The 24,365-nt window shown below is 45.0% G+C and carries 16 protein-coding genes; 8 read left to right on the top strand and 8 right to left on the bottom strand.

The window, feature by feature from the left end:
* Window positions 1-52 precede the first annotated feature (52 nt).
* The 6 genes from U2P91_RS09675 (at window position 53) to U2P91_RS09650 (ending at window position 15,048) form a co-directional block, all read left to right on the top strand.
* Window positions 53-1,009 carry a thiamine pyrophosphate-dependent dehydrogenase E1 component subunit alpha gene (locus tag U2P91_RS09675; protein WP_162624588.1) on the top strand — a complete coding sequence of 319 codons (957 nt, stop codon included), beginning with the start codon at window positions 53-55 and terminating at the stop codon, window positions 1,007-1,009.
* Window positions 1,006-1,977, top strand: a complete 972-nt coding sequence (locus tag U2P91_RS09670; RefSeq protein ID WP_322519531.1) for an alpha-ketoacid dehydrogenase subunit beta — start codon at window positions 1,006-1,008, stop codon at window positions 1,975-1,977. The genes U2P91_RS09675 and U2P91_RS09670 overlap by 4 nt, the downstream gene beginning before the upstream one ends.
* Window positions 1,978-2,086: 109 nt before the next feature.
* On the top strand, window positions 2,087-3,088 hold the full coding sequence (locus U2P91_RS09665; protein WP_322519530.1) for an ATP-NAD kinase family protein: 1,002 nt from the start codon (window positions 2,087-2,089) through the stop codon (window positions 3,086-3,088).
* A gap of 16 nt (window positions 3,089-3,104) precedes the next feature.
* Window positions 3,105-4,424 (top strand): dihydrolipoamide acetyltransferase family protein, encoded by a 1,320-nt coding sequence (locus U2P91_RS09660; protein ID WP_322519529.1) that lies wholly within the window; start codon window positions 3,105-3,107, stop codon window positions 4,422-4,424.
* A gap of 13 nt (window positions 4,425-4,437) precedes the next feature.
* A complete protein-coding gene (lpdA, locus tag U2P91_RS09655) occupies window positions 4,438-5,844 on the top strand; it encodes a dihydrolipoyl dehydrogenase (RefSeq protein WP_322519528.1) in 1,407 nt (468 codons plus the stop codon).
* A 411-nt stretch (window positions 5,845-6,255) separates the two neighbouring features.
* Complete coding sequence (locus tag U2P91_RS09650) at window positions 6,256-15,048, top strand: GH36-type glycosyl hydrolase domain-containing protein (protein ID WP_322519527.1); 8,793 nt, start codon at window positions 6,256-6,258, stop codon at window positions 15,046-15,048.
* 158 nt (window positions 15,049-15,206) lie between these two features.
* On the opposite strand, the gene panD is transcribed toward U2P91_RS09650, so the two are convergent.
* The 7 genes from panD to uraA form a co-directional block, all read right to left on the bottom strand.
* Window positions 15,207-15,590 (bottom strand): aspartate 1-decarboxylase, encoded by a 384-nt coding sequence (panD, locus tag U2P91_RS09645; protein ID WP_111887849.1) that lies wholly within the window; start codon window positions 15,588-15,590, stop codon window positions 15,207-15,209.
* A gap of 10 nt (window positions 15,591-15,600) precedes the next feature.
* Window positions 15,601-16,443 (bottom strand): pantoate--beta-alanine ligase, encoded by an 843-nt coding sequence (panC, locus tag U2P91_RS09640; RefSeq protein ID WP_322519526.1) that lies wholly within the window; start codon window positions 16,441-16,443, stop codon window positions 15,601-15,603.
* A 3-nt stretch (window positions 16,444-16,446) separates the two neighbouring features.
* A complete protein-coding gene (panB, locus tag U2P91_RS09635) occupies window positions 16,447-17,283 on the bottom strand; it encodes a 3-methyl-2-oxobutanoate hydroxymethyltransferase (RefSeq protein ID WP_322519525.1) in 837 nt (278 codons plus the stop codon).
* 20 nt (window positions 17,284-17,303) lie between these two features.
* Window positions 17,304-18,161: a Rossmann-like and DUF2520 domain-containing protein gene (locus U2P91_RS09630; RefSeq protein ID WP_322519524.1), complete on the bottom strand. Its 858-nt coding sequence runs from the start codon at window positions 18,159-18,161 to the stop codon at window positions 17,304-17,306.
* 654 nt (window positions 18,162-18,815) lie between these two features.
* Window positions 18,816-19,739 (bottom strand): CorA family divalent cation transporter, encoded by a 924-nt coding sequence (locus U2P91_RS09625; RefSeq protein ID WP_111887844.1) that lies wholly within the window; start codon window positions 19,737-19,739, stop codon window positions 18,816-18,818.
* A 4-nt stretch (window positions 19,740-19,743) separates the two neighbouring features.
* Window positions 19,744-20,514 (bottom strand): NYN domain-containing protein, encoded by a 771-nt coding sequence (locus tag U2P91_RS09620; RefSeq protein ID WP_111887843.1) that lies wholly within the window; start codon window positions 20,512-20,514, stop codon window positions 19,744-19,746.
* A 334-nt stretch (window positions 20,515-20,848) separates the two neighbouring features.
* On the bottom strand, window positions 20,849-22,189 hold the full coding sequence (gene uraA, locus U2P91_RS09615; protein ID WP_322519523.1) for a uracil permease: 1,341 nt from the start codon (window positions 22,187-22,189) through the stop codon (window positions 20,849-20,851).
* A gap of 182 nt (window positions 22,190-22,371) precedes the next feature.
* Between uraA and U2P91_RS09610 the strand changes: the two genes are divergently transcribed.
* Window positions 22,372-23,232 (top strand): shikimate dehydrogenase, encoded by an 861-nt coding sequence (locus U2P91_RS09610; RefSeq protein WP_162624481.1) that lies wholly within the window; start codon window positions 22,372-22,374, stop codon window positions 23,230-23,232.
* Between the two features lie 13 nt (window positions 23,233-23,245).
* A complete protein-coding gene (locus U2P91_RS09605) occupies window positions 23,246-23,770 on the top strand; it encodes a shikimate kinase (protein ID WP_111887840.1) in 525 nt (174 codons plus the stop codon).
* A 61-nt stretch (window positions 23,771-23,831) separates the two neighbouring features.
* On the opposite strand, the gene U2P91_RS09600 is transcribed toward U2P91_RS09605, so the two are convergent.
* Window positions 23,832-24,146: a hypothetical protein gene (locus tag U2P91_RS09600; protein WP_204355492.1), complete on the bottom strand. Its 315-nt coding sequence runs from the start codon at window positions 24,144-24,146 to the stop codon at window positions 23,832-23,834.
* Between the last annotated feature and the right edge of the window lie 219 nt (window positions 24,147-24,365).

Raw genomic sequence — 24,365 nt, 5'->3', positions numbered from 1 at the left:
CAGATAAAAAGGAGGAATTATTTTGAAAATTTCAAACGAAACGATCATTGAAATGTATGAAAAAATGGTGAAAATCAGGAAGTTCGAAAATAGAGCCATGAATCTTTTTGCTGAAGGTCAGGTTGGTGGATTCGTTCACCTTTATATTGGTGAAGAAGCAGTCGCAACAGGTGTATGTGAAAGCTTGCGGGATGATGATTATATTACCAGCACCCATCGTGGTCACGGACATATTTTAGCCAAGGGCGGTGACATGAAATATATGATGGCGGAACTCTTTGGCAAAGAGTCCGGTTATTGCAAAGGCAAAGGTGGTTCCATGCATATTGCTGATGCAACTAAGGGCATTCTTGGAGCAAATGGGATCGTTGGTGCTGGTCATAACATTGCAACGGGTGCTGGACTCGGTATTCAGTACCGGGGAACCGATCAGGTTTGTGCTTGTTTCTTTGGTGATGCCTCGACGAACCAAAGTACCTTCCATGAAGGCTTAAATTTAGCCAGTACCTGGAAACTACCGGTTATCTTTATTTGCGAAAACAATGGCTATGGGATTTCTGTAAGCCAGGCCAGACATCAGAATATCACCGATATCTCCCAGCGGGCTGTTTCTTATAATATCCCCGGAATTACGGTAGATGGGAATGATGTCTTTGCGGTGTTTGAAGCAGTTGCTGAAGCGGTCGCCAGAGCCCGCAAAGGGCAGGGGCCAACCCTAATTGAATGTAAAACTTACCGCTGGCGTGGTCATTTCGAAGGTGATCCGACGGTTTATCGACCAGAAGGAGAACTGGAACAATGGAAGAAGAAAGACCCAATTCCCAGAGTGGAAAAATATATCCTTGAAAATAAGGTCATGACGCAGGAAGAAATGGATAAACTCAATGAAAAAATTGACGCTTTAGTTGAAGAAGCTGTTGATTTTGCTCTGGCCAGTAAATTCCCAGATGTATCATCTGCTGTCGAAGATGTTTACACCGATATAGTAGAGGAGGGACGATCAAGATGAGAGAACTTACTTACGGTCAAGGAATCAAAGAAGGTATGCAGATAAAAATGCTGGAGAATCCGGATGTATTTATTTTCGGAGAAGATGTTGGTCTTTTTGGGGGATGTTTTGGGGTAACAGCAGGTTTGTTTGAAGAGTTTGGTGAAAAAAGAGTCCGGGACACACCCATCTCTGAAGGCGCTATTATTGGTGCTGCTGTCGGTGCTGCCGCAGTGGGGTTGCGACCAATTCCAGAGTTAATGTTTGTTGACTTTGCCACCGTTGGGATGGATCAGTTAGTAAACCAGGCCGCTAAAATGCGTTATATGTTTGGTGGAAAATTAAAACTTCCGATGGTCGTGCGTTTGCCTTCCGGCGCCGGCGTGGCAGCCGCAGCCCAGCATTCCCAATCTCTGGAAGCCTGGTTTACTCATGTGCCTGGTCTTAAGGTGGTCTATCCCTCTAATGCCCAGGACGCGATTGGCTTAATGCTCACTGCCATTGATGATGATAACCCGGTAATCTATTTGGAAAATAAAACCTTGTATGCCGTTACCGGCCAGGTAGAAGATGAAGTTAAACCGATTCCTTTGGGAAAAGCGAATATCAAACGGGAAGGAAATGACGTCACCATTATTACCTATGGTAAACAGGTGTACGATGCCTTAAAAGCCGCCGAAATGCTGGAAAAAGATGGCATTGATGTGGAAGTCATCGATTTACGCTCCCTTTATCCGCTGGATACGGAAGCAATCTTTGAATCGGTCAAGAAAACCCATAAGGTTGTGATTGTTTCCGAAGAGGCAAAACGTGGCAGTTATGCGGGAGAATTGGCAGCCATTATCGCTGACGAATGCTTCTATGAATGTGATGCACCGATTAAGCGGGTCTGCGCCCTCAATACCCCAGTACCCTTTAGTGGAATTCTGGAAGCCTACATGTTGCCAAATGCCGACGATGTCGTTCAGGCAGTTAAATCGTTGTTTTAACCAGTAACATATTAACATGGCATAAGCGCCATGGTTCTGGGAATAATGGAGTGAACAGCGATGATATTATTTCCAGAATTTTTTAAAGACAGAAAAAGGTGGTGGACTTATGAATTCAATCGGTATAATTGCTAATCCTGCCTCAGGGAAGGACATCAGACGACTGGTTGCTCATGCAACGGTTATTGATAACAATGAAAAAATAAATATTGTCGAGCGCATCATTCTCGGGGCCCAGCAAAATGGGGTGGAAAAGGTATATATGATGCCAGATCCTTACAATATGGGTTATCGGGTGGAGGATAAGCTTAAAACCTCCGGCGAGCTGAAATGTGAAATTGAAGTGTTCGATTTCTTTAAAGAGGATACCGTCGAAGACACGTACAAAGCGGTCAGGTTGATGAACGAAAAAAACGCGGGATGCATTGTTACCCTGGGGGGCGATGGCACCAATCGGGCGGTGACCAAAGACATTGGGGATATTCCGATGATTTCGATCTCCACTGGTACGAACAATGTCTATCCGGACATGATTGAAGGAACCATTGCCGGTATTGCCGCAGCAGTGGTGGCTTCCCATAAATTTGAAAAAGAAGTCTATTCAAATAGAGACAAGATTATAGAAATTTACGCAGCGGGGCAACTTAAGGACATTGCGCTCATCGATGCGGTTATTTCCCGGGATGTCTTTGTCGGTTCCCGGGCCATTTGGAAGGTTGAAGATATTGAGAAAATATTTGTCGCCCGAAGTCATCCGGCATCGATCGGTTTTTCGTCGGTGGTCGGGGGGAAAATCATTATCACCGAAGAAGACGATTTTGGTGCCTATATCAGCATTGATAAAGATGCCCCTAAAATTAAGATTCCCATGTCAGCAGGGATTGTTTTAGCGATTGGCACCAGTACACCCGTGATTTTAAAGTTTAACGAAGACTATACTTTTACCACCTATTGCCGGGGAACCATTGCCCTGGATGGGGAACGGGAAATCGAATTTCATAAGGATCAGGCCTTTACCTTTAAAATCAGTCGGAACGGGCCATGGCATGTGGATGTTAAAAAAGCCATTGAAGTGGGCCAAAAAAACGGTTTTTTTATGGTTTTGGAATAAAAAGGAGGATTGGATTATGGCTAAGTTTTTAGTGATGCCCAAGCTCGGATTGACGATGACCGAAGGGAACATTGCCAACTGGCGTAAAGTTGAAGGTGACAGCGTGACGATGGGCGAAATTATCTTTGATGTGGAAACAGATAAAATAACCAAGGAGTTTGAATCCCCGGGAGAAGGGATAATCAGAAAGATACTGGTGTCCGAGGGAACCGTGGAAGTGTTAAAACCCATTGCCATCATCGGAAAAGCCGACGAAGATATATCGGCCTTGTTGGCTGAAGCAGAAAAGGCGGTAGCCAGTCCGGTAGCCAGCGCGACAAAACCAGATGCTCCCGAACCGCCAAAGGCTGAGCAAGCCCCAGTTAAACCGGCTACCGGTGGCCGGGTTAAAGCGTCTGCCCGAACCAAGAAAATAGCGGCTGAATTAAAGATTGACATCACCCAGGTAACCGGTACCGGCCCTCAAGGCGCCATTACTGAAAAAGATGTCAATGAATTTGCCGAAAAAGCTAAAACAACTCAACCAAAAATTTCCCCGACGGCCGGCGTGATTGCAGCCGGTTTAGGCGTCGATCCGGGACAGATTAATAAAGATGGTCGGATTATGAAGGCCGATGTGCTGGCCTTTAAACAAAACGCCGATTTCCTTAAATATGCAGATCCTCAGGAATTTACCAAGCCGATGTCAGCGATGCGAAAAATTATTGCCAGTCGGATGTCGGCCAGTCAGGAAACAGCGGCGACGGTTAACTATAACCAGCGGGTGGATACCACTGCGATGAAACAGCTTCGAGAAGAATTAAAAAGTACCGCAAAAATAACCTATACCGATATTTTGGTGAAGATATTATCCCGAGTGCTGTTGGAGTTCCCACTTCTCAACAGTGCCATTGTTGGTACTGATATTGTCACCCGAAATTATGTAAATATTGGCGTGGCCGTGGCGCTACCGGATGGCTTGATTGTTCCAGTAGTAAAGTTTGCCAATAAATTAGATCTGGGTGCCATTTCGACCGAAATCAAGGCGCTGGCTGAAAAAGCCCGAAACAATGAACTGGAAACCGATGAAATAACCGGAGGAACCTTTACCCTTACCAATATCGGTATGTTTGGCATGGAATCCTTCACACCGATTATCAATCAGCCTGAGGTAGCGATACTGGGAATCAATACCATTATTGATACGCCGATGGTCGTTGAGGGTCAGGTGGTCATTAAACCGATGATGAATCTGAGTTTGACGGCTGATCACCGGGTGGTGGATGGTTCAGTGGCAGCCCAATTTGTTGCCCGACTTAAAGAGCTGATTGAAAAACCCGGATTGCTGCTGTTATGATGGAGGTAGAATCATGAAGATTGTCATTATTGGCGGTGGCCCGGGCGGTTATGTGGCAGCCATCCGGGCAGCTCATTTAGGCGCGGAGGTAACTCTGATTGAAAACAAGTTCTTAGGTGGAACCTGTCTCAATGTTGGCTGTATCCCGACAAAAGTGCTTTTGCATACCACCGAACTCCTGGATGTTCTGAAAAACGATGCCAAAGAACTGGGAATCACAGTTTCTGGTTATGAAGCCGACTGGAAAACACTCCAGAAAAGAAAGACGAAAATTATAAAAAAATTGGTGGGTGGCGTGAAGGCCCTGTTAAAGAACAACACCATTACCCAAATAATGGGAACCGGCGTTTTTCTAAATGATCATCAAATTAAAGTTTCTTATAATAACAATCAAGACGAAATAAGCAAAGATGAAGAAGTCATCGATTTTGACTTTGCCATTATCGCAACGGGTTCAAAACCCGTAATTCCACCGATCCCGGGAAGTGTTCATCCCGATGTGATCACCAGTGATGCGGCCTTATCACTTGAAGCGGTTCCCGAGAGTTTGTGTATCATCGGTGGCGGCGTCATTGGTTGTGAATTTGCTACCATCTACAATGCTTTTGGTTGTAAGGTTACGATCATCGAAATGTTGCCGGACATTGTTGCCACTATGGATCGGGATATTGTTAAACCGCTAAAAGATAAATTAATCAAAGATGGCGTGGAAATTTTTACCAGAACAAAGGTCGAATCAATTAAGGAAGGTCCTGACGGCTTAGCGGTTACGACCAGTTCCCAAGCGGAAGAAAAAATTGTGACGGCTCAAAAAGTGTTGCTCTCGGTGGGCCGAAAACCAGAACTTAGTACCCTGGAACTGGAAAAGGCCGGCATAAAAACGGAGCGAGGCGCAATCAAGGTCAATCAGAAAATGCAGACGAATAAGCCGCATATTTATGCGGTGGGCGATTGCAATGGCGGGGTCATGCTTGCTCATGTGGCATCGGCCCAAGGGATATTTGCAGTAGAAACCATTGTCGGAATCCGGTCACAGATTGATTTTAAAACGATCCCCTATTGTGTTTATACCAAACCGGAACTGGCTGGCGTGGGGCTCACTGAGGCCGAGGCCAGAGAAGCGGGTTATGACATAAAGGTCGGTAATTTTCCCATGGCCGTCAATGGCAAAGCGATGATCATTGGCGAAACGACCGGGCTGGTCAAATACGTTACGGATGCTGCTACCGGCGAAATCCTGGGACTGCACATGGCCGGTCCCCGGGCCACTGATCTGATTGTCGAAGGAGCTCTGGCGATTCGCCTGGAAGCAACGGTAGCAGAACTTAAGTCCACCATCCATGCTCACCCCACCGTTGGCGAATCGCTGATGGAAGCGGCTCATGCGGTAAAGAGTGAATCCATCCATATGATGAGATAAGTACTAACAAAACAAGAAGCTGATCCCGCTCGAAAACGAGTGCGATCAGCTTCTTTTTTTAAAAAAATAAAGGTCAGATATGGAAAAGTTTCACATTAATTTACTTTTATTTAACTTCTTTTTATTGTTTATTTGTAATTTTAAGGTTAATAAGCGATATAAGAGGTATATACTTAAGTGTAAAGATTTTTTCCTATTATAAAAATTAGCTATGAGAGACTATTTGATAAACAGATAACGTAGTACCGATAATTGTTACATCATGTTGTTTGCATCGGGGCGAACAGGCAATCGCCTGTCCGATCCCGCAGCAAACAACAGATTAACAATTGGTCGGTACGGTAGGTTTATGACAGTGTTTGACTTTATGCTTCGTAATGGGTTTTAAATCACGAAAGGATTTGTGAATCAATGGACGTTTATTTAAGATTATTAATTGAGGGCACGGTATTGATTGGCTGTATCCTGTTTTTATTATGGATTTTTTTGATGAAATCGGGGAAATCACCCCGACTCAACATGCGCGATGCATCGCTCTCAAGTGAAGAATTAGAAGGACACGCCAAAAAAATTGCCATCGAACATGCGGTGTCGGTAAAGAAAAGAGCGATTAAATCGCCAAGTGTCAGGATGAACGATAACTATAAATTCATTTTGAATGTGTATCAGGATCTGAGTGCCGATCTCCAGAAAAAGATGGCCGTACCACCGGCTTCAGAGTGGCTGCTTGATAACTTTTATATCATTGAAAAGCAGGTTAAAGGAATGCGTCGGGACTTGAAAAAATCCGATTATAACCGCTTGCCGATTCTTAAGTCGGGTCCACTCAAGGGACAAATTCGGATTTTCGCGGTGGCGGTAGAGCTTGTTGCTCATACCGACGGTCAGATCGATGAAAAAATACTGACCGATTATTTAAAGGCCTACCAGTCCCACGCCGTTCTTTTTGACCGGGAAATTGTTGCGCTGCCAATGATGCTTACCCTGGCCCTGATTGAAAACATTCGGGAACTTTGTGAAGAAATAAAAAAAACCCAGAGTCAGTGGCATAAGGCTGATAAGATTTTTACTAAATGGCTGGAAAACGATGGTAATGAACCTAAAAAAACGATCAAACTCTTCGAAGACAGCCTAAAAAGCCAGGATGAAGCCAACCCCGCTTTTGTAGAGCATTTATTCTATCGGCTGAGGCGTTCCGGTCGTAGTTGTGCCGAAGTTCTACGGATCATGGATGAAAACTTAAATAAACTCGGTGCCACCACCGAAGAAATCACCCAGAAAGAACATGGGGCCCAATCCGTTAATACGATATCGATGGGCAATACCATCACCAGTCTTCATTTTTTCTCTTCCCTGGATTGGTCCGAGCTCTTTGAAACGGTTAGTATGGTCGAACAAATTTTAAAAAAGGACCCCGATGGAACCTATCCTCTGATGGATATTGCCACCCGGAGTCATTACCGGACAAAAGTAGAAGAATTGGCCCTGGGATTTGGGGTCTCAGAAATTTATCTGGCCAAAGAGGCGATCTTGTTTGCCGAAGAAGCCTTTGCGGACCGGGACCAATCTCAATTGGAAAATCCCGCCATCCAGAAAACCTGGCATGTCGGGTATTATCTGATTGGCAAGGGCCTTAAAAGCCTGGAAAACAAAGAAAAAAAGATTAACAGCTTTAGACCAAAAGCAGAAAGCATGGGTATAAAAAATCCGGGCATCCTCTATTTGGGTTCCATGGGTCTGATTACGCTGCTTTTTTTATTGGCGGCCGTCCGTTACGCGACGATTACGGCATCTTCACATCTGGTCCTGTTTTCGGTGCTGGTCATTATTGCGGTGCTGATTCCGGCATCGGAAATTGCCGTGGATGCGGTCAATTGGATTGTTTCCCATGCCTTAAAACCGGCCTTTTTCCCAAGACTTCAATTAAGAGAAGGGATTCCCAAAAGCATGAGCACGATTGTTGCAGTGCCAACTCTGCTTTCCGATCAGAAACGGGTCAAGGAATTATTGGCGGGTCTGGAAAGCCATTATCTTTCCAACCGGGAAGACAATCTCTACTTTGCCCTAGTCGGAGCATTTAGCGATGCCGACAAATCGGCGATGAAAGATGATCCCGAGATTATAAAAACCGCTCTGGCGGGTATCAATGCGCTTAATTTAAAATATGCCCCGGTGGACAGTGATAAGTTTTATTTTTTCCACCGCGACAGTCAATATAATGAAAAAAATGATAAGTGGTTTGGATGGGAACGAAAAAGAGGGGCTTTGATGGAATTCAACGACCTGATTATGGGTGCCACCGATACCAGTTTTGTCTATGCTTCGGCAAAAAAACCGCCCTTTGACCATGTCAAATATGTAATCACCCTGGACAGCGACACCATTTTGCCAATGGGAATGGCTAAAAAAATGATTGCTACGATGGCACACCCCCTAAATCAACCGGTTATCGACAAGCAGCGCGGGGTCGTGGTCGAGGGCTATGGTTTGATGCAGCCACGAATCGAAGTGGAAAACGAAAGCTCAAATAAATCCCTTTTCTCCCGCATTTTCACTGGTCAGGAAGGAATTGATCCCTATGCCACCGCTATTTCCGATGTTTATCAGGATCTTTTTGGGGAAGGGATTTTTGTTGGCAAGGGCATTTATGATTTAGCGGTGTTCCAGACCATCATGAAGGATGCCATCCCCGACAATACCATTCTTAGTCATGATTTACTGGAGGGTTCATATGTGCGAACGGGCCTGGTTACCGATCTTAAGCTGGTCGATTCCTACCCGTCAAAATACAATTCTTTTTCGGCCCGGCTGCACCGTTGGGTTCGCGGGGACTGGCAATTGGTACCAATTCTATTTCGTAAAATTTTTGACCGCCGTCACGATAAAATATTCAACCCCCTATCGCGACTGTCGAAGTGGAAAATGTTTGATAATTTAAGAAGAAGTCTGGTACCACCAGCATTGATGCTACTTGTCTTTTTGAGCTTTTCAATTCTCCCGGGAAGTATTTTTTTCTGGCTTGGCTTTTTCCTGCTACCGCAGATCTTTCCGCTGATGATGGGGATCATTGGTTATCTTGTATCGGCCCGATTTGGCAACGACCGGATCAAGCGGTATATGCCGGTGATGTTCGGTCTCAAAGCGGTATTGATGCAGTTCTTACTGGTATTAATCTTTTTGCCCTATCAGGCCTGGCTTATGAGCCATGCCATTATGGTAACCCTGACACGGGTTTTTATTACCCGAAAAAACCTGCTGGAATGGGTAACGGCTGATGATACCGAAAAATTTCAGAAAAATTCACTGATCAGTTATGTTTTTACCATGAAGGCGGCGCTGCTACAGGCACCGATACCTGTCATTCTGGCTCTCTTTTTTAAACCGGAAGCACTGCTGCTTAGTCTGTTTTTCTTTGCCATTTGGGTTGTCAGTCCTGTTATAGCCTGGTTTATCAGTAGGGATCACCCGCAAAAGGTGCTCATATTGTCGGAGCATGAATCCCTTGAACTGGGCCGGATCACCCGCAAAACCTGGCGCTATTTTGAGGATTTCTCGAATGCTAAAAGTCATTATCTGATTCCTGACAATTATCAGGCTGACCCACCTAGAGGTATTGCCCAGCGAACATCACCGACCAACATTGGCCTGGGCCTGCTGGCACCACTGACGGCCAGAGACTTTGGCTATATCGGAACCGGGCAAATGATGGCGCTGATTGATAAAACCGTTGATACCATTGAAGGGCTGGAAAAATGGCAGGGCCATTTACTTAACTGGTATGATACCCTAACCCTAAAACCCCTGCGTCCGGCCTATATTTCAACGGTCGATAGCGGAAATTTTCTTTGTTACCTGGTTACCCTGAAACAGGGGCTTTTGGACTACCTTAAAAGTCCTCTGATTGATTCCCGGTTTTTAAGTGGAATCCGGGATACTCTTCATTGCGTTGGAAAAACCGATTATGTTGTCTATGCGAAAATCCCTATGAGCGACAACGTAGAGACAGCGATGGATTTAAAAAAATGGCATCACACGCTGGAGATGCTGATCAAGGCCGACGCCATGACAGAACTGGATGAAGGTGTCTGGAAAACAAAAATCGTTGCGATGATCACCCTGTTCAACACTGAAATGTCAACCTTCCTGCCGGGCATCGGGTTGCTTAATAAAATGCCGGAGCGTTTGATGGATATGGCTGCGGCCAAAAAAGAAGCAGCAAGTGATGCGGTGTTTGAGGACCTTAAAAATCTCAAAATCCGCTTAACCGATAATGCCGACCTGATTGACTTACCAAAGCATCATCAGCAAACCGCTGCCATGGTCAACCGCTTGCTAGAAGCTGTTAAAAAATGGGACCAGGACGATTACCGTGAGGAACTAGCCTGGCTGGAAGAAACAAAGATCGCCCTCAGTGCTGCTGCGACAGCAAGTCAGGACTTTGTGGATCAGTATACCGACTTACTCAGACGTATCGATGCTCTTGTCGATGCGATGGAATTTCTACCACTGTATGACAAGAAAAAGGAACTGTTCAGTATCGGGTTTAATCTGGAAGACAATAAGCTGACCAATTCATTTTATGACCTGTTGGCCTCAGAGGCCCGTCAAACCAGCTATATCTGTATTGCCAAAGGCAAGATTCCGGCCTCACACTGGTTTAAACTGGGACGGGCACTAACGAATGTGGACCATTACAAAGGCTTGATTTCCTGGACAGGCACCATGTTTGAATATTTAATGCCCCTTTTGATTATGAAAAGCTATCAGAACACCTTGCTGGACGAAACCTATTCTTTTGTAATAAAAAGTCAGATGAAATACGGCGATCAGCGGGAAATGCCTTGGGGCACATCCGAATCCGGCTACCATGCGATGGATAAACACCACGATTATAAATACAAGGCTATCGGAGTTCCCTGGTTGGGGCTTAAACGGGGCTTAATTGATGATGCTGTGACTGCGCCCTATGCCACTTTCCTGGCATTGATGGTTAACCCGGAAGCAGCAATTAAGAATATTAGAAGGCTAAAGGCCGATGGTCTGGAAGGACCCTATGGTTTTTATGAAGCTGCTGATTATACTCCGGAACGACTGGGTTTTGAAACAAAGCGGGCATTAGTAAAAAGTTTTATGGCTCACCATCAGGGAATGAGTTTAATGGCACTCAACAATTGCGTCAATCACAATATCATGCAAACCCGTTTTCATAATGACCCGGAAATCCATGCCGCCAGATTGCTGCTTCAGGAAAAAGTCTCTTCTGATCTGATCTTTACCAAGGGAACAAAGGAAAAGCTGGTGCCCTACAAGGGCAAGATCGCCAAAGAGATAAGTGCCGTGCGACGCTTTACAAAACCAAATACCATTCTACCCAAAGCCCATATTCTTTCTAACGGCAATTATTCGGTGATGATTACCGAGCGGGGAACTGGTTATAGTAAAAGCAAAATGGCAGCGGTAACAAGATGGCGCGAAGACAGCACCCTGGATCAATATGGCATGTTTTTCTATTTAAAAAATGTCGAGAGTAAAGCCGTCTGGTCGGCGGCCTATGGCCCGCTTAATCAAAAGCCTGATCAATATGAGGTCGTTTTTACTGCCGATAAAGCCACCTTCAAGCGTACTGATGGTGATATTGAGACGAAAACTGAGGTGGTTGTAGCCTCTGGTGATAACGTCGAAATCAGACGAATCACCCTGAAAAATAACGGCAAAAAAGCCTGTACCCTGGAATTGACCAGCTATTTTGAACTGGTTATGGCAACCCAGGCCGGAGACATTGCCCACCCGGTTTTTGGTAATCTCTTTATTAAAACAGAAATAGAGCATCATAGAAAATGCCTCATTGCCACCCGACGGCCCCGATCAGACAGTGATAAAAGCGTGTGGCTGGCCAATGCCATTGTGACCAACAGTAATCTAGAGGGCGAGATCCAGTACGAGACTGATCGGATGCAGTTTATCGGCCGGGGCAACAACTCCCAAAATCCGGTGGTCATCAATCAGGATAGACCTCTGTCGAGCACCAGTGGACCGGTGCTCGATCCGGTCATGAGTACCCGGATCAAGGTGACCATTGAGGCCGGAAAAACCGCCTCATTTTCGTTTGTCACGGCCTTTTGTGAAAGCAAAGAATCGATTCTTAACCTGATTGATAAATATCATACTCCCAGTGCGATCGAAGGTGCTTTCAAATTGGCCTTAACAAGGAGTCAGGTGGAAACCCGATATCTCAATTTAGATACTGACGAGTCCGAGCTTTATCAGGATATGATCTCCCATCTTGTTTTTTTAAGCCCGACAAAGATGATGAATCAGGAAATAATCCTTAAAAATACCCAGGGTCAGTCGGCCTTGTGGAAATATGGCATTTCCGGAGACAATCCCATTGTAGTGATCGATTTATCTAACATCGACCAGGTCAAGTTATTGGTTGAGGTTTTAAAAGCACATGAATACTGGCGCCTGATGGGCTTAAATGTGGATCTGGTGATCTTAAGTGAAGAAGAATACTCTTACTCACTGCCCTTACATGCCCTGATTTCTGACATGGTCTTATCCAAACAAACCCACGAAATGCTAAAAATTAGTGAGGATCTCTTTATTCTGGAAAAAAATAAAATAGCAGCGACCGACATACCTCTGCTCTATGCTGTTGCCCGGGTTATTTTAAAAGGCGGTATGGGAACGCTCCGGGAACAAATTGAATGTGTTTATCAAACCGTCGCGGCTAAACTGATTCCTGAAAAAATCGTGGCAAGCAGCAAGCCGATTAATTACTCGGTGTCACAAACCGATGAACCGGAACGTTTATATAATAATGGCATTGGCGGCTTTAAAAAGGACGGCAGTGAGTATATCATCCATCTGAAAAATGGTGAAAATACCCCGGCACCGTGGGTGAATGTGATCGCTAACCAAAGCTTTGGCTTTATGGTTTCTGAATCTGGCTCCGGTTATGCCTGGTATCAAAACAGCCGTGAAAACAAACTCACCCCCTGGTCAAATGATGTTGTCTCCGATCCCCCGGGAGAAGTGGTTTATCTGGGCGATGGCGACACTGGAGAAATTTGGACCATCACCCCACTACCGATTCGGGAAGCGGAAGATTATACCATTAAGCATGGCTTTGGCTACACTAATGTTGAACACGCCAGTCATGGTATCAAACAACGGATGATTCAGTTTGTTCCAACAACAGATGCGGTAAAAATAAGTCTGATTAATTTAAAAAATGAATCGAATCAGGAACGACATATAACCCTGACTTACTATATCAGGCCCGTACTGGGAGTCAGTGATCAGGCGACAGCCCTGCACATCAATACCGAGCAGGATAATTCCGGCGCCCTATTAATAAGAAATCCCTATAATGAAAGCTTTCCGGGCGAAGTACTGTTGCTTGATGCATCAATCGCTAAACGGTCGGTGACCAGTGATCGTAAAGCCTTTTTGGGTAATGGGAATATGTCCCGACCAGAAGGTCTGGCCAATATAAGTCTTGACGGGGTTTTAGGTGCCGGCTTTGATCCCTGCGGGGCCATTCAGGTGAAAATTACCCTGGGACCCAATGAGCGGAAGGATGTTGCCTTCCTGATGGGAATCGGAAACAATCAAAGTGAGGTAGAGGTACTGAGCCAGAAGTATCGTGAGTTGCGAAATGTTCAGGAGGCGCTAAACGAAGTCATCGGTTTCTGGAAAAGCAAGTTAGGAATAATAAAGGTGGAAACACCAATAGCTTCGATCAATCTGATGTTGGATGGATGGCTTCAGTATCAGGTTATTTCCTGCCGATTGTGGGGAAGATCAGGGTTTTATCAGGCTGGTGGCGCATTCGGGTTTAGAGATCAACTCCAGGATGCCTTATCCATTGCTAATTTATGGCCGGAAATTACCCGGGCTCAAATCCTGCTCCATGCCAGTCATCAGTACGTTCAGGGCGATGTTCAGCATTGGTGGCATGAGCCCCTGGGTTTGGGAACCCGGACCCATTTTTCGGATGATCGATTATGGTTGCCTTATGTCACCGCCGAGTACATCCGCATCACCGGCGATCACCAAATTTTAGAAGAAGATGTGAATTTTATCGAAGAGCCGGAACTAGGTGAATTTGAAGATGAAAAATGCGGTGTTCCCTGGAAAATTAAAACCACAGCTTCTTTGTATGAACATTGTCTGCAGGCCCTTGAAATTTCCCTGAAATTTGGAGAACATGGACTGCCGCTGATGGGCTCCGGGGACTGGAATGACGGAATGAACACCGTTGGTAATAAGGGCCAAGGTGAAAGTGTCTGGTTAGGCTGGTTCCTGATTGCCAATCTGGACCTGTTTATGCCTATTTGTAAAGAAAAGGGCGACCTGGAACTGGCCCAAAAATATGAAAGTGTTAAAGTGAAAATGATGGCGGCCATTGAAAAAACAGCCTGGGATGGGAGCTGGTATCGCCGGGCTTATTTCGACAATGGCGATGTATTGGGGTCGGCTGGGAACAGTGAGTGTAAAATCGACTCCATTGCTCAAAGCTGGTCGGTTATTTCCGGAGCCGGAGAAGCCGGACGGTCCCTTACTGCGATGAAGTCACTGGATGATTATCTGGTTAGCCGTGAAGACGGCCTGATTAAGCTGCTGACACCGCCTTTTGATCAGTCTGAACTAGAACCCGGATACATCAAGGGCTATATTCCGGGAGTTCGTGAAAATGGCGGACAATACACTCATGCAGCGGCCTGGGCCATCATTGCCTTTGCCAAACTGGGCGATGGCGATAAAGCCTGGGAGCTGTTTGAACTGATTAACCCGATTAATCACACCACCAACATGCGGGACTATACCCGTTATAAGGTAGAGCCCTACGTGGTGGCAGCCGATGTCTATTCCACCTATCCACATACCGGTCGAGGCGGTTGGACCTGGTATACCGGTGCGGCCGGTTGGATGTATCGGGCGGGTCTTGAATACATTCTGGGTTTCCAGAAAAATGGTGAGACCATTGTTATGGACCCCTGTATTCCCAGAACATTGAAAGAATATCAAATTTGCTATCGCTACCAGGAAACAAACTATCACATAAACGTAAAAAATCCAGATGCGGTCAATAAAGGCGTTAAAATCATCTCAGTAGATGGAATCGTCTCTACCAGAAATGTTATCAACCTGGTCAATGATAAAATAAATCATGAGGTTGAAGTATTAATGGGATTATAAATACCGGCGTTACGGAATAAACTTAAAGCGAGGTATGAAAAATTATAGCTCGCTCAGACTGTCAAAAAAAGATAACCCAGTACCGACAACAAAGCCAGGTATGATTATTCATACCTGGCTTTGTTGTCGAAACTTTATTAAGAATGAATGTTTGAGAACTAATGACTCTGGCCATGAACCTCATGATCCTTAAGTGCGGTCACATGATTGTCATCATCCAGAATTAGAACCCGAGGTTTAAAGTTGAGCGCTTCTTTCCGGTCCATCATCGCATAGGCGATGATGATCACCTTATCGCCCTTATGAACCAGTCGCGCCGCAGCACCATTGACACAAATAATACCGCTGCTCCGTTTACCCACAATTGTATAGGTTTCAAAGCGTTCACCGTTATTGACATTGACCACCTGAACCTTTTCGCCGGGAAGAATATCGGCTTGTTCCAGCAGCTTTGCATCGATGGTGATGCTACCGACATAATTGAGGTCAGCCTCAGTGACTGTTGCCCGATGGAGTTTTGACTTAAATAGGGTGATATACATAAATTACCTCTTAATCTAAAATGATATTATCAAGCAGCCGGGTTTTCTCAAAGCGAACCGCCACGGCTGCCAGGGTTGGTGATGTGATGGTCTCAATGTTTGCCAGGGTTTCAAAGTCCAGGATTTCAACATAATCAATATGAGTAAGGGGCATCGAATTGATGTGGTTGACAATGACTGCGGTTAAAATTTTGACTGAGCGTTCGCCAGCTTGATAAAGGGCCTTAGCCGCAGCCAGCGATTGACTGAGAACCAGAGCCTGTTTTCGTTCCTTCGGATGCAGCAGCACATTTCGGGAACTCATCGCCAAACCATCCGCTTCCCGGACAATCGGACAGACCGCAATCTGGACAGGCAGATGTAAATCCCGGACCATTTTTTTAATCACTGCCACCTGTTGGGCATCCTTCTGGCCAAAGTAAGCGATGTTGGGGTTGATGAGGTTAAAAAGGATCGTCACCACGGTCGTCACACCTTTAAAATGAGTCGGTCGGGACTGACCGCAGAGTTTTTTGGTGATCTCACCCTCGACTTCCACAAAGGTGGAAGCACCCGCCGGGTAGATCTCGGCCGGATCAGGAAAAAACAATAGATCGGTTCCGGCAGCTTCGGCAAGACGGGAATCTCTTAAAAAATCGCGGGGGTAGGCATCCAGATCCTCACCCGGGGCAAACTGGGTGGGGTTGACAAAGATACTCAAGACAGTTACGTCATTATGTGCATGCGCGGCTTTGATTAGCGAAAGATGACCGTCGTGAAGATAGCCCATGGTCGGGACAAAACCGATCGTTTTATCGCCACCAATAGCTTCAAGATAAGTCTTTAGTTCCGTTATTGTTTTGGCAATCTTCATGGTTTATTGCTGCAATTCATTGATGATGTCATCATCAATAGTGAAGGTATGCTTTGCTTCCGGGAACTGAGCCGTCTTTACCTCGGTGACATAGTTCTTGACAGCCTCTTGAATGGTCGCATTCAGTGCCGCATAGCGCTTGGAAAACTTCGGCGATTGACCAGAGTACATCCCCAGTAGATCATGAATTACCAGCACCTGACCGTCGCAGTAGCGACCGGCACCGATGCCGATCGTGGGAACGGATATTTGTTTAGTAATCAGGGTCGCCAATTTTTCCGGAATCCCTTCCAGGACAATCGCAAAAACGCCCGCTGCTTCCAGTGCCAGAGCATCATCAATGACTTTCTGAGCCTTTGTAATATCCTTGCCCTGAACCTTAAATCCGCCGAACATGTTAACCGACTGGGGCGTCAGACCGATATGTCCCATGACCGGAATCTGAGCCTTGACAATGGCCTTGACATTGTCAACCTGATCGATACCGCCTTCAAGTTTGACGGCGTGAGCCTTACCTTCCTGAATCAACCGGCCGGCATTGCGAACGGCGTCTTCAACCGAAATGTGATAGGATAAAAAGGGCATATCGCCGACAATCAGGGCGTTTTCGGCACCCCGGGCAACGGCTTTGCAATGGTACACCATGTCGTTCATGGTTACTTCCAGGGTCGATTCATAGCCCTGAACCACCATCCCCAGAGAATCGCCCACCAGAATCGCATCAATGCCGGCATCGTTGACAATTTTGGCCATTGAATAATCATAGGCCGTTAGCATCGTGATTTTTTCCCGATTTGCTTTGGCTAGTAAAAAAGAGCTGACAGTAAATTTGCTTTTCATTAGTTACTTCCTTTATTTTTTTATTTTAGTCGATTTTTCAAATGATCATAGGTGTCACCATCAATCCGTTTGTCTTTGATCATCTCAATGGTCGCTAAACCCATGGTCTGGTAGAGCGCCAGAAATTCCGGGGTTTGCGTCTTAATCGCTTCGGTGTGTTTGGCGATGGTGTTTTCATCGCCCCGAACCAGAGGGCCGGTGAGAGCATTGACCGTTCCAGATTTTTCGATATTTCCCAGCGTAGCGGTCATCAGCGGCATAAAGGCTCGGGTGATTTCGTCGTCGGCAATTCCGGTGTTCTTAAGCAGTAAAAAACCCGAGTCAATCAGAGTCACCAGATAGTTGGAGAGGATACAGGCAGCGGCATGGTAGAGCACCTTATCGCCCTTGTCAATCACGGAATAGGGATTGCCGGTGAGCTTAAGGATTTTTTGTACAGCGGCCAGACCCTTGTCATTGCCTTCGAGGGTAAAAACCGTTTGCTTTAAGTTTTTTGCGGCAGTAAGGGGATCAGAAAAACTCATGATCGGATGAAGCGAACACAAACCGCACCCTGAAGCTGAAAGTGGATCAAAAAGATCGGTGGACAGAGCGCCGCTGGTATGGACAAGAGTATGACGCTCGGTTAAGCAGGCAGCTTGGACGAGTTGATTGATAACCGCAGGAATCTGATCATCGCCAGTGGTGATAAAAATCACTTCACTTGCGGTGATAAGGCTGGGAAGGTCGAAAAAAATAGCGGAGTCAGTCGCTTTGGCCGCGCATTGAGAGGAGGTCTCGCTGCGGCTTAGGTAACCCGATAGGGTCAGACTATTTTGTGTAAAAAAAATACCCATGGCGGTGCCGACTTTACCGGCACCAATAAATCCGATTTTCATGCGTTTCACCTGTTAGTAGTATTTGGCTATGACCGCAAAGAGCAGAGAAACACATGACACGCAAACCTGTGGCTGTTGAAAATTCGGGTTGTCGGTACTCGGGTTGACACAACCGGAAGGCAGCAGTTTAAATTTGCGCAAAGAAAAAAGGTCCTCTGCGCTGAAAATAAACAACTGCAAAAAGACCTATCATTACATTATAAAATGCAAAAAAAAGTATCGCTTTATTCAGTCTCTATCACCAGGGATTAGAGCAGGTTTTTTAATTTTTAATCTAGTTTTTATGCGTTATTCATGTGCAGCTCTTAATGATGCCACCATGTGGGTATGATACAACATGCCGAATAATAATGCAAGCGTTTTTTGACATAGCTACCGGGCTAGAACCCTGGATATCAGTTTAGCAGATTCCGATTTTCCTAACGGCTGTCTTTCAAGATCCTGAATTATTTGTGGGAAGAGTAAATTGGCTAAAAAAACAAGTGGTCCTAAAACCACTTGTCATGATTGTAAAAAAAGATAACCCAGTACCGATAATTGTTACATCATGTTGTACGCATCGGAGCGGACACGGCGATAGCCTGTCCGATTCCGCAGCGAACAACAGATTAACAATTAGTCGGTACGGTAGTTTAGTGACAACCTCAAGTGGTCCTAAAACCACTTGTTTTTTTTGAAATACAACAGTGTACCCATCACCACGACAACACATAAAACAATCACGAAAGGATAACCGTATTCCCAATGAAACTCCGGCATCATGATGTTCATGCCGTACCAGCCGACAATTAGCGTCAAGGGCAGAAAAATGGAAGTAACCACAGTGAAAATTTTCATGACTTTATTTAAGTTAATGTCCAACTGGGCCTGGTAGGCTTCCCGGACTTGGGTACCATAATCCCGGAGGTTCAACACATTAGTAAAGAGCCGATTGACCCGATTAGTGAGAATTTTAAAATAGCGCAGTTCTTTCTTATCAATCAGGTTATTTTCATTTTCTTCGATGGCTTCGGATATTTCAACGAGCTGTTCATAATACTGCTTAAGGTTGAGAAGTCGCTTCCGGAAGGTAACAAGGTAATCAACCAGATCATCTTTAATAGAGACAATAAATTCCTCCTCTAGACTGGTAATCTCCTCTTCAATGGATACCAGTACCTCCCGATCATCAATCGTGATTTTATCAAAAAACAAATGAAAAAATTTACCCAGGCTCTGAATCTTAATCCCCTCGGTTTGGCTGGTGACGACAATGTCATTAATAAAATCAATTCGATCGGATACAAAAACCAGTAAATCCAATCGGAAGTAAATACCAATACGTTTTGGCTTATAATCTTGAGCGATGGTCATAGGAAGGTTCAGCGTAATAAAATCGTAGCCGTCGTAGCTATCAAGCTTTGATGATCGATTATTCAGGCATTCATCAACAAGTCGGTCGCTGATTCCCAGGCGGCCGCTGACTGCCGGAAGAGACTGGAAGTCAAGCAGACAGAGATGGATCAGGTGATTCTTTTTGTCGATCTGCTCAAGGGATGCCGATGTAAAGGTAGCGTTTTCAAGAAGATAGACCAGCATCAGATTACCTTTGCTTCGCTTTGTTTCGAACGACGTAATGGGAATTCTGGTTTTTGCTGGTTCGGCGGGCTTCGATTTCGAATTGATGCAAGGATAAAATTAGCGGGCGCAGTTTTGAGTGACCATAATTCCGGGTGTCAAAATCCGGATAGCGGTTATTAAGTCGGGACCCAACCTCCCCCAGATTTGCCCAACCATCTTCATCGGAACTTTCGGTGATGATGGTTTTAAGTGACTGAATGAGTTCCTTTTTATTGGCCATGCCTTCTTTATGAGTACTTAGTTTACCGTTGGGAATGCTTTCAGATTGTTCCGCCTCGGCAGCGGTGGTGTCGGGATCACTGGCCAGAACTTCCAGATATTTAAATTTTTCACAGGCTGAGATAAAGGGGGTGGGCGTTTTCTTCTCGCCCATTCCTACCACGTACATACCCGCTTCCCGGAGTCGGGTCGCCAGCCGGGTAAAGTCACTGTCGCTGGAGACAATGCAGAATCCATCGACGTTATTGGAATAAAGAATATCCATGGCGTCAATGATTAAAGCTGCATCGGTAGCGTTTTTTCCGGTGGTGTAACTATATTGTTGAATGGGGGTAATGGAGTAGTTTAGTAATACTGTTTTCCAGGACCCCAGTTGAGGTTTGGTCCAGTCACCGTAGATGCGCTTAAAGGTGGGCATGCCAAGGTTGGAGATTTCATCAAAAATATACTTGATATATTTATCCGATACATTATCTGCGTCAATTAAGACCGCAATTTTCATATCATTTTTCATGGGTCACCCTTCTGTTTCTATCATCGATTCGTTTTTTGAGTTACTTATTACTACCAGTATAATAGAAATCGCGCTTTTTTACAACCAGCAGCGGCCATAAAAAAACTGATCATCCTGATCAGTTGAAGTTGTCAATAAACTACCGTACCGATCAATTGTTAATTTGTTGTTCGCCGCGGAATCGGACAGGCGATGCCATGTCCGCTCCGATGCGTACAACATGATGTAACAACTGTCGGTACTGGGTTATCTTTTGAGACAGTCTGAACTGATCATCATGATCAGTTCGTAGGGGCGGGTAGTACCCGCCCGCAAACCGTAATTTATCAGTGACCTAGGGTTGGTCATATAGATGTTCTTCATCGCGGTCATTGGTCAGCTTTAGTTTGTCCAGGATAAAGAAGATAAGGCTTAGAATCATCCCGATAACGGCGGCCAGAACCATGCCTTTGAGTTGGATTGTGCCAAAGTTAACGGCGATGCCGGATAATCCCACCACGAAGACCACTGAAGTCAGGGCCAGATTACGGGATTTGCCATAATCAACCTGAGCATCAACTAGAATACGGATCCCGGCAGCACCGATCATCCCATATAAAAGGAAGGAAATTCCGCCGATGACCGGGCCGGGAATGGTGGAGATCAGCATCGATAATTTACCGACAAACGAGCAAATGATTGAAATAATCGCAGCACCGGCAATAACCTGAACCGAGTAGACCTTGGTGACGGCCATCACGCCGATATTTTCGCCATAAGTAGTGGTTGGTACGGAACCAATAAAACCAGATAACATCGTCGAAAAATTATCCGCAAATAAAGAACGGTGTAAACCCGGATCTTTCAAGAGATCTCGTCCGACGACCTTGCTCGTGACAATCTGGTGACCAATGTGCTCAGAAGCAATAACCAAAAGAACGGGCAAAATGATAATAATCGCTTCTAAATTAAATTGTGGGAGCTGGAAGTTTGGTAATGAAAACCAGGGTGCCTCAGCCACCGCAGCAAAGGTAGCAGGGCCAACCACACCAGTAATCAGAGCAGCTAGGTAACCGGCAACAATGGCGATCAGGATGGGAATAACTGCCAGAAATTTCTTAAACATAACCGATCCAAAAACCGCAAAGGCCAGGGTAACCAGAAAAACAATGACATTTTCAGGAACGATGGCAGTAACCACTTGTTCATAAAGGCCGGAAGCTTCATCAAGGACATAACTGGTGCTGCTGACAATACCAGCGGTGCTGGCAGCCGTGCCGGCTAATTCCAGACCAATTAGTGCCACCACCGGACCCATGGCCGCAGGGGGGAGCACCACGTTGATCCACTCAATCCCGAACTTATAAATAATTCCAGCCAGGATACAGCCGCATAAACCAACGACCACGAAACCGCCGAGTGCATAAGAATAACCCCAGGTGGCAATAACAATGCCGGCTGGTGCTAAAAAGGCAAAACTGGAACCCAGATAAGCCGGGGCCTTCCCCTTGGTGATAAACATAAATAATAGCGTACCTACACCATTCATAAAAAGGACAATGGCCGGGTTGATGCCAAAGAGGAAGGGCACTAAAACGGATGCACCAAACATGGCAAACATATGCTGCAAGCTTAACGGCACCAGCATTTTAAAGGGCACCTTTTCCTCCACTTGTATAATTCTTCGACTCTCCAAAATATTTCCTCCGATCTTTTTTTTCCTTAGAGATTATAACACAGGAATGATGAGGCGCAAAGACTTTATCCAATAAAGGCATAATAATAAAAAAATAAGAAGAAGGATGTCTGTGATTATTTACCAGATATCCAAGCTGTGTTACAATGCAAATAAATCGAAAAGAATTAAGGAGTGCGCGAATGAAGATTTCAGTTGATACGAAAATATATGCCGTCATCGGCGACCCGATCGCCCAAAGTTTATCCCCCCAATTACACAACGGATTATTTAAAGAAACCGGTGTGGATGCGCTATACCTCCCAATTGCGGTCAAGTCTGAGGATTTAAAAAAACTGGTGGACGGACTTAGACTGATGAACTTTGGGGGATTAAATGTGACTAAACCGCATAAGATCGACATCATAGAAGCGCTGGACTATTTGGACCCCCTGGCCGAAAAAATTGGTGCGGTCAATACGGTGGTTTATTGTGATAAAAAAATGGTGGGTTATAATACCGATGGGTTTGGTTTTATCAAATCGATTGAAAAAAGAGTTAGTAAAATCCCCAAAGAGACACTAACCATTCTGATTTTAGGGTGTGGGGGAGCCGTTAAATCAGTGGCCATGGCCTTGGCCGATTGGGGAATCAAAAAAGTCATCATCGCCAATCGCACGGAAGAAAAAGCAAAAGAATTGGCAAATTTGATTAATGAGAGCTGGCCGGGGAAAGCACAGGCCATTTCCATGGCACCAGAGGCGCTAAAAAAAGCTGTCGATGAAGCGATGGTGGTGGTCAATGGAACCAGTGTGGGGATGGCAGAGTCGGCACAACAATCGCCGCTGCCTAAAGAACTGCTTAGAAAAGAGTTATTAGTTTATGATATGATCTACAGTCCACCGGTGACGCAACTGCTAAAAGAGGCGAAAGAAATCGGCGCCGAAACTCAAAATGGTTTGGACATGCTTTTGTACCAGGGGTTGCTGGCTTTTGAACTATGGACGGGGATTTTTCCAGATCCAGTCTTTGGAAAAAAACTATTATTGAAAAAAAACGATTAGAGGAAGGAATAAGATGAACAGCAAAAAAAAATCCATTGCCCTGATTGGGTTTATGGCAACCGGAAAATCCACCCTCGGCCCGATGCTGGCCCGGGAACTGGAATATGATTTTATCGATACCGATGCCATGGTGGTCGCAAATATGGGTATCGAAATAGCTGAAATTTTTAGCCAATTCGGGGAAGACACCTTTCGTGATGCCGAGCATGAAGCGTTAAAGAAGGCTTTATCCATGGAGCATCGGGTGATCTCTACTGGTGGTGGAATTATTTTATTCAAAAGAAACCGCAAATTATTGTCTGAACAGGCTTTTGTGGTAAGTCTGTCAGCCCAGCCGGAAACGATCTATGGTCGAGTTAAAGACGATAATACCAGACCGTTACTAAGATGTGAAGATCCGCTGCTACGAATTAGACAATTGTTGGCCGAGCGGCAGGCTTATTACGATGTCTGTGATTTTAAAATTTCAACAGAAACCTGGTCGACCGAAGAATGTTGTCAGAGAATAGAAAAAGCCTACTACTTAAAGAACGATTAAATAAGAACGACGAAAAAGTAGGAAAAAAATACACCGATCGGATAATCGGTGTTACAATTTATTATTTCATGGCTTTCAGATCACAAATATAGCAATCAGTCAATCGTTGAACGGCGGCGGGGTTTTTAACCGGCCAGGTGGTTTCCAGTGCCTCGCAATGCCCCGTGGAGGTTTCTTCATCAAATATAAAATCAATACAGCCGTTGCATTTTTTATCGCTTGTTTTCTTGATTAATTCAAGAACCGACTCATTTACAAACTCTCTGAATTCCTTATAAGCGATTGTTTTATGGTTTTCAAACATACTCATCACTTCACCTTGCTTTCTGGAAATAGGATTACGGGAAAGGGCATTAAGTTCTTTGTTAATAACCAATCCGCTATTTACCTATAGTACCCCATAAATTGAAAAAAACAAGATAATATTTTGTCGTGTTTTCATTTTTACAAAATAATTTAAAATTAAAAATAATGTTTGATTTTTTTTTTAAGCTGTGCTATTATGTATGACAGTGTCCTGTGAATCGCTTAGTTGAAGAGTTTAGTATTCAGAAGCAAGTTAAAAAACAGGATAATCTTTATTTTTACGCCGAAG

Source organism: Acetobacterium sp. K1/6 (genome assembly GCF_034438075.1).
GTDB classification, from domain to species: Bacteria; Bacillota; Clostridia; order Eubacteriales; family Eubacteriaceae; genus Acetobacterium; species Acetobacterium carbinolicum.
This window is presented reverse-complemented; position numbering and strand designations above follow the sequence as displayed.